General features: G+C 60.5%; 13 protein-coding genes. 1 reads left to right on the top strand and 12 read right to left on the bottom strand.

Features of this window, described 5'->3' with window-relative positions; genetic code table 11:
- Positions 1-55: 55 nt before the first annotated feature.
- The 12 genes from ACAX43_RS23020 to ACAX43_RS22965 all read right to left on the bottom strand — a co-directional run bounded on the left by ACAX43_RS23020 (position 56) and on the right by ACAX43_RS22965 (position 15,351).
- A complete protein-coding gene (locus ACAX43_RS23020) occupies positions 56-808 on the bottom strand; it encodes an ABC transporter ATP-binding protein (protein ID WP_370710896.1) in 753 nt (250 codons plus the stop codon).
- Between the two features lie 11 nt (positions 809-819).
- On the bottom strand, positions 820-2,604 hold the full coding sequence (locus ACAX43_RS23015) for an ATP-binding cassette domain-containing protein (RefSeq protein WP_370710716.1): 1,785 nt from the start codon (positions 2,602-2,604) through the stop codon (positions 820-822).
- Between the two features lie 4 nt (positions 2,605-2,608).
- Positions 2,609-3,664, bottom strand: a complete 1,056-nt coding sequence (locus ACAX43_RS23010) for a branched-chain amino acid ABC transporter permease (protein WP_370710715.1) — start codon at positions 3,662-3,664, stop codon at positions 2,609-2,611.
- Between the two features lie 206 nt (positions 3,665-3,870).
- Positions 3,871-5,031 carry an ABC transporter substrate-binding protein gene (locus tag ACAX43_RS23005; protein ID WP_370710714.1) on the bottom strand — a complete coding sequence of 387 codons (1,161 nt, stop codon included), beginning with the start codon at positions 5,029-5,031 and terminating at the stop codon, positions 3,871-3,873.
- 408 nt (positions 5,032-5,439) lie between these two features.
- The gene (locus tag ACAX43_RS23000) at positions 5,440-5,631 is read right to left on the bottom strand and encodes a hypothetical protein (protein ID WP_370710713.1); all 192 of its coding nucleotides are present in this window, start codon (positions 5,629-5,631) and stop codon (positions 5,440-5,442) included.
- Positions 5,632-6,150: 519 nt separating this feature from the next.
- Positions 6,151-7,122, bottom strand: a complete 972-nt coding sequence (locus ACAX43_RS22995; protein ID WP_370710895.1) for a branched-chain amino acid ABC transporter permease — start codon at positions 7,120-7,122, stop codon at positions 6,151-6,153.
- A complete protein-coding gene (locus ACAX43_RS22990) occupies positions 7,122-8,006 on the bottom strand; it encodes a branched-chain amino acid ABC transporter permease (protein ID WP_370710712.1) in 885 nt (294 codons plus the stop codon). The genes ACAX43_RS22995 and ACAX43_RS22990 overlap by 1 nt, the downstream gene beginning before the upstream one ends.
- Positions 8,007-8,191: 185 nt before the next feature.
- A complete protein-coding gene (locus ACAX43_RS22985) occupies positions 8,192-9,406 on the bottom strand; it encodes an ABC transporter substrate-binding protein (protein ID WP_370710711.1) in 1,215 nt (404 codons plus the stop codon).
- Positions 9,407-9,495: 89 nt separating this feature from the next.
- Complete coding sequence (locus ACAX43_RS22980) at positions 9,496-10,251, bottom strand: ABC transporter ATP-binding protein (protein WP_370710710.1); 756 nt, start codon at positions 10,249-10,251, stop codon at positions 9,496-9,498.
- Positions 10,248-11,027, bottom strand: coding sequence for an ABC transporter ATP-binding protein (locus ACAX43_RS22975; RefSeq protein WP_370710709.1), 780 nt, complete (start codon positions 11,025-11,027; stop codon positions 10,248-10,250). Before ACAX43_RS22975 ends, ACAX43_RS22980 begins: the two co-directional genes overlap by 4 nt.
- A 298-nt stretch (positions 11,028-11,325) precedes the next feature.
- Entirely contained in the window at positions 11,326-13,017 is a 1,692-nt protein-coding gene (locus ACAX43_RS22970) for a GMC family oxidoreductase (RefSeq protein ID WP_370710708.1), read from the bottom strand.
- 795 nt (positions 13,018-13,812) lie between these two features.
- The gene (locus tag ACAX43_RS22965; protein WP_370710707.1) at positions 13,813-15,351 is read right to left on the bottom strand and encodes a CoA-acylating methylmalonate-semialdehyde dehydrogenase; all 1,539 of its coding nucleotides are present in this window, start codon (positions 15,349-15,351) and stop codon (positions 13,813-13,815) included.
- Between the two features lie 133 nt (positions 15,352-15,484).
- Here ACAX43_RS22965 and ACAX43_RS22960 point away from each other — a divergent pair, with 133 nt between their 5' ends.
- Positions 15,485-16,384 (top strand): LysR family transcriptional regulator, encoded by a 900-nt coding sequence (locus ACAX43_RS22960; RefSeq protein ID WP_370710706.1) that lies wholly within the window; start codon positions 15,485-15,487, stop codon positions 16,382-16,384.
- The last annotated feature ends 96 nt before the right edge of the window (positions 16,385-16,480 follow it).

The following is a 16,480-nucleotide window of genomic DNA, read 5'->3' as shown; positions in this document are numbered from 1 at the left end:
TGTTTCACGTGAAACACACCGCTTTGATCCATCGCAAGCGAGGCAGAAAATGGAACTAGGCCACTTTCTTGGCTAACCCAAGATACGTCTCGATCACCCGTGGATTCTGTGCAAGATCTACTGCGGGACCTTCCAACGCCAGTTCACCGGTCTCAAGCACATAGCCGTAGTCAGAGATCTGGAGCGCGGCGCGCGCGTTCTGTTCGATCAACAACGTTGCAACACCCGTCTGACGAAGCGCGCTAATGATATGAAAAATTTCCTTCACGATCAACGGCGCGAGACCCAGACTCGGCTCATCGAGCATCAGCAGATCAGGCTTGCCCATCAACGCACGCCCCACCGCCAGCATTTGCCGCTCACCGCCCGATAAGGTCCCGGCCGCCTGCTTACGACGCTCCTTCAGCCGAGGGAAAAGCGTGAAGACCGGTTCGAGCTGATCGAGAAAGTTGCGATCCCCTGCGCGCTTACGCCGATACGCGCCGAGGACGAGATTGTCTTCAACAGTCATCGACGCGAACAGTTCGCGCTTTTCCGGCACGAGGCACATGCCGCGCGCCACCCGTTTTTCAACCGGCACCGCGCTCACGTCTTCGCCTTGATACAAGACGGCGCCTTTCGCGTGTCCGGTGGTCGGCAATGCACCCATGATCGCGTTCAACAGCGTGGATTTGCCGGCGCCGTTCGGGCCAATCACCGAGACAATCTGCCCGGGCCGCACTTTGATCGCCGCGCCGTGCAGCGCCTCGACCTTGCCATAGCGGACCGACAAACCCGCCACGTCGAGAATCGGTGCAGCAGCATTCATCATGTTCTCCATTACTCCACCCCACCGAGATAGGCTTCGAGCACAGCCGGGTCTTGCTGTACGTCTTGCGGCAACCCTTCCGCGATCCGCGTCCCGAACTCCATGACTACGAGCCGATCGGTCAAATTCATCACGAAATCCATATCGTGTTCGACCAGCAGCACGCTCATCCCTTCAGCCTTGAGCCTGCGCAGCAGGTCCGCCAACTGCAGCTTTTCCTGGTACCGCAAACCGGCTGCTGGTTCATCCAGCAGCAGCAGGGTCGGGTCACAGCACAGCGCGCGAGCAATTTCGAGGATCCGCTGCTGCCCCAGCGCGAGGCTCCCGGCTTCGTCGTACATATGCTGTTCCAGCCCGACGCGACGGATCTGGCGAGCCGCTTCCGCCATCAAGCGGGCCTCTTCTGCGCCATTCAACCGCGCGACGCTGCGCCACACACCGGCCTGACCGCGCAAATGCGCACCGATCGCCACGTTCTCGAGCACCGTCATCCCGGGCAGCAACTTGACGTGCTGAAAAGTACGGCCGATCCCACGTTTGACGATTTCACGTGAACTCAGGGAATCGATCCGCTCGCCGCGGAACGTGATCTCCCCGCTGGTCGCTTGCAACACGCCCGTAACCAGATTAAAGGTCGTCGACTTGCCGGCGCCGTTCGGGCCGATCAAGCCAATGATCTGCCCTGCCTTCACCTCGAAGCTGACGTCGTTCACCGCGACCAGGCCGCCGAACTGCTTGCGCGCCTGATTCACCGTAAGCAGGGTTTCGCCAGCAGTCGGTTTGCTGCGCTGCGGCAACGGCTCCGCATGATCCGACAGATGCGCACGCGGTCCCTTCGGGAAAAACCGCGCGACGAACGGCCATACACCCTGGCGAGCGTATTGCAGCAACAGCACCATCAGAATGCCGAACACAATCACTTCGAAGTTGCCGTTCTCGCCAAGCAGTTTGGGCAGCAGCGTTTGCAGGTAGTCCTGCAATACCGTCAGGATTGCCGCGCCCAACACTGCGCCCCACACATGCGACACTCCGCCGACCACAGCCATGAAAAGAAACTCAATGCCGTGGTTCAGACCGAACGGCGTCGGATTCACCGCGCGTTGCAAATGGGCATACAGGAAGCCGGAGATCGACGCCAGCACCGCGGCGTAGACGAAGATCACCACGCGCATCCACGCCGTGTTGACGCCCATCGCTTCAGCCATCATGCCGCCGCCGCGCAACGCGCGAATCGCCCGCCCCGGTCGGCTATTAAGCAGATTTTGAACAGAAATCACGGCGCCGAGCACGACCACCCAGATCAGGTAATAGATATGGCGACCCGACTCCAGGTTGATGCCGAAAACATTCAGCACCGGAATCCCGTTGATGCCGTCGTACTTGCCGAGCATATCGAGGTTGCCGAACAGATAGAACAGCGCGAGCCCCCACGCGATCGTGCCGAGCGGCAGGAAGTGGCCCGACAGGCGCATTGTCACGAGCCCCAGCATCAGCGCGATCAAGGCCGTCACCACGACACCCGCGATCAGGGCGAGCCAGGGCGACACACCGTACGTCGTCGTCAGATACGCCGTCGCATACGCACCGATACCGACGAACGCCGCCTGCCCGAAGCTCGTCATCCCGCCAATACCGGTCAGGAGCACGAGGCCGATCGCAACGATCGAATACAGGCCGATGTAGTTGAGCAGCGTCACCCAGTACTCGGGCACGTGGATCGGCTGCGGCAAAACCGGCAGCGCGAACAGCACGACGAGGAACAGCCAGAAGAACTTGTTTTGCATGATCCGTTTCATCGTGTCACTCCTCGTCCTCTTCGGCATGCGGGCTGGCGAGGCTGCGCCACAGCAGCACCGGGATGATCAGCGTGAACACGATCACTTCCTTGTAAGAGCTCGCCCAGAACGACGAATACGACTCCAGCAGGCCGACCAGGATCGAACCCGCCGCCGCCAGCGGATAGCTGACCAGGCCGCCGATAATTGCCCCCACGAAGCCCTTCAGGCCGATCAGGAAGCCCGAGTCGTAGTAGATGGTGGTCAGGGGTGCAACGAGGATGCCGCACAGCGCACCGAGCCCTGCCGCGAGCGTGAACGCGAGGCGCCCCGCTTGCGTCGTGCCGATGCCGACGAGCCGCGCGCCAAGCCGGTTCACCGAGGTCGCACGCAACGCCTTGCCGGAGATCGAGCGGTCGAAGTACAGATACAGCGCGCCGATCAGCACGACCGCCGTGCCGAGCACCCACAGGCTTTGCCCGGAGATCGACAAACTGCCGAGGTTGAAGGTGGCATCGGAGAACGCCGTGGTGCGCGAACCTTCCGCGCCGAACATCACCAGCCCAAGGCCGACCATCGCGAAGTGCACCGCCACCGCCACGATCAGCAGCAGCAGCGTGGTCGCCTCCGCGATCGGCTCATACGCGAGCCGGTAGACGAACGGTCCCATCGGAATCACGATCAGCAGTGTCAGCGCGATCTGCACGATCATCGGCAGCGGCTGTAGGAAAACGCCTCGCGTAAGCGCGTAAACCGCGATCGGAAACAGCAGATATTTGCCGACCATCATTACCAGCGTCCGAGCCGCATGTCGGCGCCGTTCGGGATGTCGAACCAGCCCCGCTGTCTCCACGACGAAACATGCAGCACCCATCGCCATCAGCAGCCAGCAGGTGGCCGGAAATTTTTGTGTCTGCAGTGCGGCGAGCGTCAACGCACCGTACGAAACAAATTCCCCCTGCGGGATAAAGATCACCCGCGTCACGGAGAACACGAGCACCAGCGCGAGCGCGAGCAGTGCGTAAATCGCGCCGGTGGTGATGCCGTCCTGCGCAAGGATCGCCGCAATTGATAGATCCATACTTCCTCGTCCTGAAGCGTCGAAATCGAAACCGGGAAACAGTCGTGGCGGCGGAACCCGCGGCCGGCCATCGACCTGCGATGCCTGAAAAGGCGACCGCCGCGCCGGAACATGGCGCGGCGGTCGTTGCCATTGTCATCGAACAGAATGGCAATGCGGCGAGACGTGCCGCATGTTGCGCGAGAGGCGCGTACCGTCTTTATTTTTTAGTCGTTCTGCAGCTTCCACTTGCCGTCGACGATTTGCACGATCACGCGTGCGCGCTTGTCGAGGCCGTTGTGGTCGGTCGGGGTGGTATTCATGATGCCGTGTGCGAGCGGCAGTTCCTTGACGTTCTCAAGTGCCGCGCGCAGTGCGACGCGGAACGCTTCCGTGCCCGGTTGAGCGGTCTTCAGCGCTTCGGGAATCGCCCGTTGCAGCAAGTGGCCCGCATCCCATGCATGGCCGCCGAAGGTCGACACCGAGCCCGCACCGTAGGTCTTCTCATAGGCGTTCTTGTACGCTTCCGACGACTTCTTCACCGGATTCGAGTCAGGCAACTGGTCGGCCACCAAGATCGGACCGGACGGCAGCAGCTCGCCTTCGCAATCCTTGCCGCACACGCGCAGGAAGTCGTTGTTGGCGACGCCGTGCGTCTGGTAGACCTTGCCCTTGTAGCCGCGCTCCTTGAGCGTCTTGGCCGGCAGCGCCGCCGGCGTGCCCGAACCGGCGATCAGCACCGCATCCGGATTCGCACTGATCGTCTTCAGCACCTGGCCCGTCACCGACGCATCGGTGCGGTTGTAGCGCTCGCTCGACACGACATTCAGGTGATGCGCGGCGGCAGCCGCGCCGAATACCTTATTCCAGTTGTCGCCATAGGCGTCGGCAAAGCCGATGAAGCCGACCGTCTTGACACCGTGCTTTTCCATGTAGTCGGCAATCGCGTCGGCCATCAGATCGTCGTTCTGCGGCGTCTTGAAGGCCCAGCTACGCTTCGCATCCATCGGCGCGATGATCGCCGCGGAGGCCGCCAGCGAGATCATGGGCGTCTTGCCTTCGGAGACGGGATCGAGCATCGCCAGCGAATTCGGCGTAACGGTCGAGCCGATGATGGCGTCGACGTGGTCTTCGTCGATCAGCTTGCGAGTGTTCTGCACCGCCTTGCCGGTATCCGAGGCGTCGTCGAGGACAATGTACTGCACGGTCTTGCCGCCGATCTCTTTCGGCAGCAGCGCGATGGTGTTCTTTTCAGGAATCCCGAGCGATGCAGCCGGCCCCGTGGTGGATAACGTGACACCGATTTTCACCTGCGCGAAGGCAGTGCTCGCGCCGCACATCAGTGCCATCGCGATACCGGTGCGTACCCATTGCTTTGTCTTTTTCATTGCAAGTCTCCAAACGCTTTGAAGCGCATATCTGTAATCCGGCTCACGGGCCGGGTGTCTGAATCTAGTTATCGGGTTCAGGCATGCCAAGCATGGTTTTCCCTGCTCAGCTGAGTGCCTTCGCCGCTTGGTGCCACTCCCCTGCTGCGAACTATTAACTAGTGCGGTTTCTCATGCACAAAACACTAACATGTTAGTAGTATTGCGTTCTGCATCATTCACGGTCAATAGACTGTCGCCCGAATGCGGGTTTGTCCTGAAGCCGGCCGCTTTCGCCGTGCCTTGACCACTCGTCTTTCGTCTATCCGGCGCACTTCACGCAGCGCCATTCATCAAACGCGGGCAATAAAAAAGACGCGTCAACTGCACGCGTCTTTCTGGTTGGGTTCCGTATCACTTCGCCTTCGCTCAGTCGCCGGACAGCTTCCGCTTGCCGCCGACGATCTTCGCGATCACGCGTGTCCGCTGGCCGAGGCCGGCGTGGTCGTTCGCGCTCATGGTGAAGCTGTCGTGGGAAGCGGGCATGTTCTTCGAACTTAATGCCGCGGATACTCCGGTGGCGATCCATGCCGCGCTCGTCCAACGCAATGCCGACTTCATTCCGCTCCCCTGTCTGCCCCGTTATTCATTCGAATTTAAATCCGCGGATTTAAATCACCAACCCAGCGGTCGGTGAATAGCGAGTTTAGCGGACGAAAGCCACGCGCTGCAAGCGTTTTGCGGGGTTTCGGTAAGGGCAAGCGGGCGTGGTTCGGTGAATAAAAAAAGGCCACCGAATGAGCAAACGATTTGAATGATGCTTTATGAAAGTACAAATAAAAAGCGCTGTTGGATATCAATCCAACAGCGCTTTCGTCTGGGCACTGAATGCCTCATTGTCTCCTCGTTCTCCACCTGCAAATTTCGTGGTGCATCAGAACTGCATGAAGATTAAACGAGCACCTAGCCGGCTACAACTAGCAATTACCCTAGTGGTGCACTGCGGCACAGAATTGGGGCACATGCCATGCGAGCTTGATCGAGGCCGCCGACCCCGCGCGCAGTTCCGCAACCACATTCGCCAATTTCACGGCCGACGAATTATATCGGACGCCAAAGCAATTCGAAATCCGTCCTGCCTCACGCTCGCAACGGCCGCACTCGCGCGACAATTTCGCCGACAATGCCGCGCCGGAAAGCCAGCACGCAGGCGATGAAAATCACCCCCGTCACAATGGTCACCGATTCACCCAGCGACCGAAACCAGTCGACGCCTGTGGACGTGGCCAGCGCCGTGCCGATATCGCCCAGGCGGTCTTCGAGCGCAACGATCAAGGCCGCGCCGAGCAGCGGCCCGAAGAGTGTGCCCATGCCGCCGACCAGCGTCATCAGGATCACCAGACCGGACATGGTCCAGTATGCATCGCTCAACGTCTCGAAGCCCTGCACCAACACCTTGAGCGAGCCCGCAAGCCCCGCTATCCCCGCCGACAGAACGAAGGCCAGCAGTTTGAAGCGATCCGTATCGTAGCCGAGCGACACCGCGCGCGGCTCGTTCTCCTTGATCGCCACCAGCACTTGCCCGAATGGCGAATGCACGATCCGCACGATCAGCAGGAACGCCAGCACCATCACCGCGAGCACGACAAAGTACAACGTCACGTCCGACGACAGATCAAGCACGCCAAACAGCTTGCCGCGGAGCACGCCTTGCATGCCGTCCTCGCCATGCGTGAATGGCGCCTGCAGGAACACGAAGTAGACCATCTGCGCGAGCGCCAGCGTCACCATCGCGAAGTAAATGCCCTGGCGGCGGATCGCGAACAGCCCGACCACCAGCCCCAGCAAGGTCGCTGCGGCAGTGCCGGCCAGCACGCCGAGCTCCGGCGAAAAGCCGAACGTCTGCATCGCATAACCCGTGACGTAGCCGGCCGACGCGAGAAACATCGCGTGGCCGAACGAGAGCAAGCCGGTGTAGCCGATCAGTAAATTGAAGGCCGCAGCGAACAACGCGAAGCAGAGCACCTTCATCACGAACAGCGGATAGATGCCGAGCACGGGCACCGCGAGAAGCACGATCAGCAGCAGACCGTAGAGCACTTTTCTCTGCATCATTTTTCCTTGCCGAAGAGACCCGTCGGGCGCACCAGCAACACCAGCGCCATGATCACGAAGACGACGGTCGCCGACGCTTCCGGGTAAAACACACGCGTCAGCCCTTCGATCACGCCTAACATCAGGCCGGTAAGAATCGAACCCATGATCGAACCCATGCCGCCGATCACCACCACCGCGAACACGGTGATAATCATCGGCTGGCCCATCAGCGGCGACACCTGGATGACAGGCGCCGCGAGCACCCCGGCGAACGCCGCGAGCGCCACGCCGAAGCCGTAGGTCAGCGTGATCATCAGCGGTACGTTGATGCCGAACGCTTCGACCAGCTTCGGGTTCTCGGTACCCGCGCGCAGATAGGCACCGAGGCGGGTCCTCTCAATCACGAACCACGTCGCAAAGCAGACCACGAGCGACGCCACCACGACCCACGCCCGATAGTTCGGCAGATACATGAAGCCAAGATTGGTCGCGCCCGAGAGCACCGACGGCACGTCGTATGGCTGGCCGGAAGAACCGTAGATCGACCGGAACACCCCTTCAACTACGAGCGTCAGTCCGAAGGTAAGCAGCAGCCCATAGAGATGATCGAGCTTGTACAGCCAGCGCAGCATGGTGCGCTCGATCACGATGCCGAACACGCCGACGATCAGCGGTGCGAGCACCAGCATCACCCAATACGGCAGGCCGAAATACGAAAAGCCCATCCACGCGAGCATCGCGCCGAGCATGAACAACGCGCCATGCGCGAAGTTGATCACGTTGAGCAAGCCGAAGATCACCGCGAGGCCGAGACTCAGAATCGCGTAGAACGAGCCGTTCACGAGCCCCAGCAGCAGCTGGCTCAGCATCGCCGGTAGCGGAATGCCAAAGATTTCCATTGAAGCCTTAACCCATCGCCAAAGTGAGATCGGTTACGCACGATCCGGCCGGCGCGCGACGGGCAGCAATCACCCATCGCGCGCGGCATGTGAAACGGTTTGCCGACTGCCTGCTTGCCTCACCACGTCATGCAACGTGCGCGGTGAGTCGCAGACGGACGGCCTTCAGACCTTTCAGCCCGCGCTTATTTCCACAACGCGCAGCGCGTTTGCTGCTTGGTCGTGAACGCCTGCTCGCCCGGGATCGTCGCGATGATCTTGTAGTAGTCCCACGGCTCTTTGGATTCGGCCGGCGTCTTCACCTGCATCAGGTACATGTCGTGGATCATGCTGCCGTCCTGGCGAATGTAACCCTTCGCGTAGAAGTCGTCGATCTTCGTCTTCTTCAGTTGCGCCATCACCTTGTCCGCATCGGTCGAGCCGACTGCTTTGACCGCGTTGAGATAGGTCATGGCCGCCGAATAATCGGCTGCTTGCAGGCTCGACGGCATCTTCTTCATCTTTTCGAAGTAGCGCTGTGACCACTTGCGCGTGGCAGCGTCCTTGTTCCAGTACCAGCTGTCGGTCAGCACCAGACCCTGGGTGGTTTCCAGACCCAGGCTATGCACATCGTCGATGAACATCAGCAGCGCGGCCAGCTTCATCGTCTTGGTCACGCCGAACTCTTTCGCGGCCTTGATCGAGTTGACCGTGTCGCCACCCGCATTCGCCAGGCCGAGAATCTGGGCCTTCGACGCCTGCGCCTGCAACAGGAACGACGAGAAATCCGACGCGGACAGCGGTGCGCGCACGGCGCCCAGCACCTGGCCGCCATTCGCCTTCACGACATCCGACGTGGCTTTTTCCAGCGATTTGCCGAAGGCGTAGTCGGCCGTCAGGAAGTACCACGTCTTGCCACCCTGCTTCGTCACCGCCGAACCCGTGCCGTTGGCGAGCGCCGTGGTGTCGTACGCATAGTGGATCGTGTACGGTGTGCATTGCTCGTTGGTCAACGTATCGGCACCGGCGCCGACATTGATGTAGACCTTGTGCTTTTCGCCAGCCACCGTGTTCATCGATAACCCGGTCGCCGAGTTCGTGCCGCCGATCAGCAAATCGACGCCGTCACGGTCGAACCATTCACGCGCGCGCGATGCCGCGATATCCGCCTTGTTCTGGTGATCGGCGTAGACGAGGGTAATCGGCTTGCCGTTGACCTTGCCGCCAAAGTCGGCGATCGCCATGCGGATCGCTTCGAGGCCGCCTGGGCCGTCGATATCCGCGTACAGACCCGACAGATCGGTGATAAAGCCGATCTTCACCGCATCGTCAGCGGCGTGCGCGCCGCTGAAGGTCAAGGCGGTGCCGGCGGCAACCGCGAAACAAAGTTTGGCAAGCCGCGCGAGTGGGTTCTTTTTCATTCGTGTCTCCTGGTTTCTTCACTTGTGGTTATGAGAGGCAATTGGGCGCTTATGATTAAACCCCGTCTTACACCCCGTCTACATCCCGCTTATACGCCCAATAAATCATGCAATACCGGCATCTTACTTTCGAGTTCACTGGCCTCGAAGTGTTCGACGATACCGCCGTGCTCCATCACGTAGAAGCGATCGGCGAGTGGTGCGGCAAAGCGGAAATTCTGTTCGACCATCACGACCGTATAGCCGCGCGCCTTGAGCGTGACGATCATGCGCGCGAGCGCCTGCACGATCACCGGTGCGAGGCCTTCCGAGATTTCGTCGAGCAGCAGCAAACTCGCGCCGGTGCGCAGGATGCGCGCGACCGCCAGCATCTGCTGCTCGCCGCCCGAGAGCCGCGTACCCTGGCTCATGCGGCGTTCCTGAAGATTCGGAAACATCGAATAAATTTCTTCGAGCGACATCATGTGCGCCTTGTCGCCGACGGGCGGCGGCAACAGCAGGTTTTCCTCGCACGAGAGGCTCGAAAAAATCCCGCGCTCTTCCGGGCAATAGCCGATTCCGCAGTGCGCGATGCGATGCGTGGGCAAATTGATGGTTTCGCGTCCGCCGATGCGGATCGAACCCGTACGGCGGCCGGTCAGGCCCATGATGGCGCGCAGGGTGGTGGTGCGGCCCGCGCCGTTGCGGCCGAGCAGCGTGACGACTTCACCGCGGTTCACCGTCAGATCGACGCCATGCAGAATATGGGATTCACCGTACCATGCCTGCAAACCTGCAATCTCCAGCGCGGGTGCGCTGCCTGTGTCGCTCACTTCGAGGCTTTCGCGCTCGGCAATCGTATTCATGCGTGGGCTCCGGCGAGCGCCGCATCGGCGCTGCCCATATAGGCTTCCATCACCAGCGGGTTCTTCGACACTTCGGCGTAGCTGCCTTCGGCGAGCACTTCGCCTCGTTGCAGCACGGTGATCGTGTCGGAAATGCCTGCGATGACGTTCATGTTGTGCTCGACCATCAGGATCGTGCGACCGCTCGATACTTTCTTGATCAAGGCCGTCACGCGATCGACGTCTTCATGGCCCATGCCTTGGGTTGGTTCGTCGAGCAGCATGAGTTCCGGCTCCATCGCGAGCGTGGTGGCGATTTCCAATGCGCGTTTGCGGCCATAGGACAGTTCTACCGTAGGCACATCGGCAAAATCGGTCAGTCCGACCTGCGCGAGCAAATCCATTGCGCGATCATCGAGTTGGCGCAGCGTGCGTTCGCTTCTCCAGAAATGAAATGCGGTGCCGAGCGCACGTTGCAAACCGATGCGCACGTTCTGCAATGCTGTCAGATGTGGAAATACCGCAGAGATCTGAAATGACCGGATGATGCCGCGCCGCGCGATCTGCGCCGGCCGTTCCTTGGTGATGTCGACGCCGTTAAAGACAATCTGACCCGCTGACGGCTCGAGGAACTTGGTGAGCAGATTAAAGCAGGTGGTCTTGCCCGCCCCATTAGGGCCGATCAGCGCATGGATCGAGCCACGGCGCACGCGCAGGTTCACCCCGTTCACGGCAATGAAGCCTTTGAACTCGCGGGTGAGGCCGCGCGTTTCGAGAATCGTGTCGCCGAGAATCATGTTCCCTTCCATACGGAGTAAGGCGAAGCACTGCGATCTTCCGCGCGAACTACTGCGCGACGTTTGATGACGGCGGCACCCCCGTGCCGCTCGTTGGCGTGCTGCACCAATCCGGACGGTAATCCATGGGGCGGCACGCAGCATGGCTGCCATTGTCGCGCCAATGATGCAGCGCAATCATCGGGATTTGCACTTAGTGGACGACGCCCACCCCAAATTCGTTGGTCGCCAATACGGTGCCCATTGCTGCCCGTCCGATACGCGCGACGGATATCGAACGCGGTTTGCATGTCGACTGTCATAGAGCGGACATGGAGGGTGCCGCGCTGGTTTGCGTCGCGAGGCTGCCGGCCACACGCGCACGGCGATCTTCGCGAATCATGTCGCTGGCGCGTTCGGCGATCATCAGCGTCGGCGAATTGGTGTTGCCCGACGTGATGGACGGCATGACGGACGCGTCGACGACACGCAGGCCGTCAACACCGATAACCCGTAGCCGGTTGTCGACCACGGCGCCCGGATCGTCGCTCGTACCCATGCGGCAGGTGCCGACCGGATGAAAGATGGTGGTACCCACCGCGCCGGCGGCCTTCTGAAGTTCTTCTTCGGTCTGATACTGGATGCCTGGCAAAATCTCTTGAGGCCGATAGCGCGCGAGCGCGGGCGCCGCAGCGATACGGCGCGTGAGACGCAGCGCGTTGGCCGCGACGTGCCGGTCGTAATCGGTGGACAGATAATTCGGTGCGATCAAGGGCGGCGCCGAAGGATCAGCCGATTCGATGTGAATGCTGCCGCGCGATGTCGGTCGCAACTGGCACACCGACGCCGTGAATGCGTTGAAGCGATGCAGCGGCTCGCCGAAGCGATCGAGCGAGAGCGGCTGCACGTGATACTGGAGGTCGGGGCGCGTGAGCGACCGATCATCCGGATCCGATTTGGCGAACGCGCCAAGTTGCGACGGCGACATCGCCATGGGACCGCTTTGAAAGAGTGCGTACTGCATGCCGATCAACAGCTTGCCCCACCAATGCGCGGAAGCGGTATTGAGCGTGCGGACGCCATCGACTTTATAGGCCATGCGCAATTGCAAATGATCCTGCAGATTTTCGCCGACACCGCGCAGATCGTTGACGACCTCGATGCCGAGATTCTGCAAACGCGCGCCGTTGCCGATGCCGGACAGCTCGAGCAATTGCGGCGAGTTGACCGCGCCTGAACTGAGGATCACCTCGCAGCGGGCCTTGGCGAGATAGTCGGTATTGTCGCCGCGATATTCGACGCCGGTGCAACGGCGTCCGTCGAACACGACGCGCTGAGTGTGTGCGCCGGTGACGAGCGTGAGATTCGGACGCTTGAGAGCCGAGCGCAAGAATGCTTTTGACGCATTCCAACGAATGCCGCGTTTCTGATTGACGTCGAAGTAGCCGACGCCGGTGTTGTCACCGCGGTTGAAGTCGTCGGTGGCGGGGATGCCGTTCTGTTGCGCGGCCTTTGAGAACTCTTCGAGGATTTTCCATTTGAGGCGTTGTTTTTCGACGCGCCAGGGGCCGCCCGCTCCGTGCGATTCAGACGCGCCGGCGTGATGGTCTTCGCTGCGTTTGAAGACGGGGAGGACTGAGTTCCAGGACCACGAGGCGTCGTTGGTGACGCGGGCCCATTCATCGTAGTCTTCGCGCTGGCCGCGCATGTAGATCATGCCGTTGATCGATGAGCTGCCGCCTAGTACTCTGCCCCGCGGGTATGAGAGAGCGCGGCCGTTCAGGCCGGGTTCTGATTGGGTTTTGTAGAGCCAGTCCGTGCGCGGGTTGCCTATGCAATAGAGGTAGCCTACCGGCACGTGGATCCAGTGGTAGTCGTCTTTGCCGCCGGCTTCTAGCAGCAGGACTTTTATTTCCGGATCTTCTGTCAGGCGGTTGGCTAGCACGCAACCTGCCGTGCCGGCGCCTACTACGATGTAGTCGAATTCGCCTTCCAGGCGTCGGGCTGGCATAGGTGATTTTTCCGCGTTGCTCATTGTTTCCTCTCCTAAGCTTTTTTGCTTTTTGCTTTTTTTTGCCTTTGTGGTGATTTTTTTTGCTCTTGCGGTGTTGGCCTTTTCTTGTTTTGTTTGTGGTCTATTAGCGTTCCCCCTGTGCGGGGGGGCACCTACTTTTCTTTGCCGCCGCAAAGAAAAGTAGGCAAAAGAAAGCGGCTCAAACCGCTAATGCTAAGCGGCCCCCCTGGCTCGGAGGCGGTAGTGGCCCCGTGGAATCCGTGCCCTCGTACCCCCAACCCTCAGTGACAAGGGCGTCATACTTCCGGCGGCGCTGCGCGCGCCGAACAGTACTTCATAAAACCATTGGTCACTCGGTCCCACTCTCATCCGCTTGTGCTGCCCTTCGACTACAACCGCTTGTGCAACTGCTACGAAGTAGTAACTCGCCACGAAGTAATCAAGCGCCTCGCCGAGGCGAAGCCGATGGCCCCCACTTGCTCAAACGAAGCCCCCGTTTTCCCTGGCAGACCCGTCCGCGACGCACGCAGTGCGGAGTGGGAGCTGATGACTCCTTTGTCACTTAGGCTGAAGGTGCGAGGGCCCGGACTCCACGGGGCCACTACCACCTCCAAGCCAGGGGAGCCGCTTAGCATTAGCGGTTTGAGCTGCTTTCTTTTGCCTACTTTTCTTTGCAGCGGCAAAGAAAAGTAGGTGCCCCCCCGCACAGGGGGAACGCTAATAGACCACAAACAAAACAAGAAAAGGCACCACCTAATGCCGCCGCAAAAGGCAAAAAACAAAAAGCACCCCCTACTTAGCCACCGGCATAGTGAACTCAGCCCCCTTGGCAATACTACCTGGCCACCTCTGCATGATGCTCTTATACCTCGTATAAAACCGAACACCCTCTTCGCCGTAGGCATGATGATCACCAAACAGCGACTTCTTCCACCCACCAAAAGAATGCCATGCCATAGGCACAGGAATAGGCACATTGATCCCAACCATCCCAATCTCGATCTGCCGGGAAAAAGCCCGAGCCACACCGCCATCGGAGGTAAACAACGCCACGCCATTAGCAAACTCGTTAGCGTTAATCAGTTCAACAGCAGAAGCAAAATCAGGCACCCGCACAACACACAGAACCGGACCAAAGATCTCTTCGCGATAGATCTTCATATCGGTCGAGACATCATCGAACAAGGTGCCGCCAAGAAAGAACCCCTTCTCATGCCCGGCCACCTGATGGCCACGTCCATCGACAACCAGCTTCGCACCAGCCGCAACGCCGGCATCAATATACCCAGCAACTTTCTCCCGATGCGCCGCCGTCACCAACGGCCCCATCTCCGCTTCCGACTCCATGCCGTTGAGAATCTTCAGACTCTTCACGCGCGGCGTCAGTCGCTCGATCAATTCATCGGCGATATGCCCCACCGCGACAGCCACCGAAATCGCCATGCACCGCTCGCCAGCCGAACCGTACGCCGCACCGATCAGCGCATCGACAGCCTGGTCGAGGTCGGCATCCGGCATCACCACAAGGTGATTCTTCGCTCCGCCCAAAGCCTGCACGCGCTTGCCGCGCTTCGTGCCTTCCGTATAAATGTATTCGGCAATCGGTGTCGAACCGACAAACGACAATGCGCTTACGTCCGGATGCGCAAGCAATGCATCGACCGCCACCTTGTCGCCATGCACGACATTGAACACGCCGTCCGGCAACCCGGCTTCCGTCAACAATTCGGCAAGTCGGTTCGAGACCGACGGATCACGTTCTGACGGCTTCAGCACGAACGTGTTGCCGCATGCGATCGCCACAGGAAACATCCAGCACGGCACCATCATCGGGAAATTGAACGGCGTAATGCCGGCGACCACACCCAACGGCTGACGCAAATTCCAGTTGTCGATGCCACCGCCGATCTGATCGGTGAAGTCTGTCTTCAGCAGATTAGGAATGCCGCACGCGAACTCGACGACCTCGATGCCGCGCATCACCTCGCCCTTCGCATCCGAAAACACCTTGCCGTGCTCCCGCGTGATCAACTCCGCCAACTCGGCGTGGTGACGGTCAAGCAATTCCTTGAACTTGAACAGCACGCGCGCCCGCTTGATCGGCGCGGTTTCGCTCCATGCGGGAAACGCAGCCTTCGCGGCAGCGACCGCCGTATCCACCTCCGCGCCGCTCGCCAGCGGCGCGCGCGCGCTCACGCTGCCAAGCGCGGGATTGAAGACCTCGCCGAAGCGGCCGCTCGTGCCGTCCACAGACTTGCCGTTGATGAAATGGGTCAGCGCGCGGGCGCTCGTCTCGCTCCGGACGGTCTCGTCCTGATAGGTCTCGCTCATCTTTTGGTCCTCATCCTGTGAAAGTCTTCCGCCCACTGCAATTGGCGTGATGAACGCAAGCGTACGGCGCTTCCGGACGACAAATCCAATGAGTAATGCTCAACTGCGCTATAAGCCGCGCTAATATCAGGATATGGATCTGACTCTGCTACGGGCATTCGTCACCGTCGCACGCGAGGGCAATCTCACGCGTGCTGCGGTGCAACTTCATTTGACCCAACCCGCCGTTAGCTTGCAAATCAAGCATTTGCAGGAGACGCTCGGGGTCACGCTGTTCACGCGGGCCTCGCACGGGCTTTCGCTCACGCGCGACGGTCAGGCCCTGCTGCCCCACGCCGAACGCGCGCTCGGGGCAGCCAGCGACGTGCAGCGCGCGGCGGCGGCACTGCGTCACGAAGTACGCGGACGATTACGGATCGGCACGATTCTCGACCCGGCTTTTTTGCGCCTCGGCGGCTTTCTCAAGCAACTGGTGGAAACCTGGCCGCACATCGAAACGGCCTTGCGCCACGGCATGTCGGGCTGGGTGCTGGAGCAGGTTCGCGCGGGTGAACTGGACGTCGGTTACTACATCGGCCAGCCGTCCGAAGACGATCCGCGCGACGGCGCCGCCTTTCACGCCGTCACGCTCACGCACTTCCAGTACCGCGTGCTGGCACCGGCGGGCTGGAAAGATCGGGTCAAAGGCGCGCGCGACTGGCGCTCGCTCGCCGCATTGCCGTGGATCTGGACGCCGCCCGAGTCCGCGCACAATAGATTGTTGTCGCGCTGCTTCGCCGAAGCTGGCGTAAACCCGGTTAAGGTGGCGGAAGTGGATCAGGAGCCGTCGATGCTCGATCTGGTCAAATCAGGCGTCGGTCTCACGCTCGCGCGCGACGCCACCGCGATCGCCGAAGCCCATGCGCACGCGTTGACCATCGTCGAAGGCGTCACGGTGCCGACCCAGCTCAGCTTTATCACGCTGGCGGAGCGGAAGGACGAACCGGCGATTGCCGCCGCGTTGAAGCTGATCGAGCAGCAGTGGGCGATATGAGCCACGCTGATGACGGCTCCTTCTTCCGCTGTGAAACCACACCGTCACGCGCTTTTTGTTAGATTGGGGGTTCGCGCTGACGCGCCGGCCCCGCAG

Origin of the sequence: Paraburkholderia sp. IW21, from assembly GCF_041321145.1 — a bacterium.
In the GTDB taxonomy this organism is placed as follows: Bacteria; Pseudomonadota; Gammaproteobacteria; order Burkholderiales; family Burkholderiaceae; genus Paraburkholderia.
This window is presented reverse-complemented; position numbering and strand designations above follow the sequence as displayed.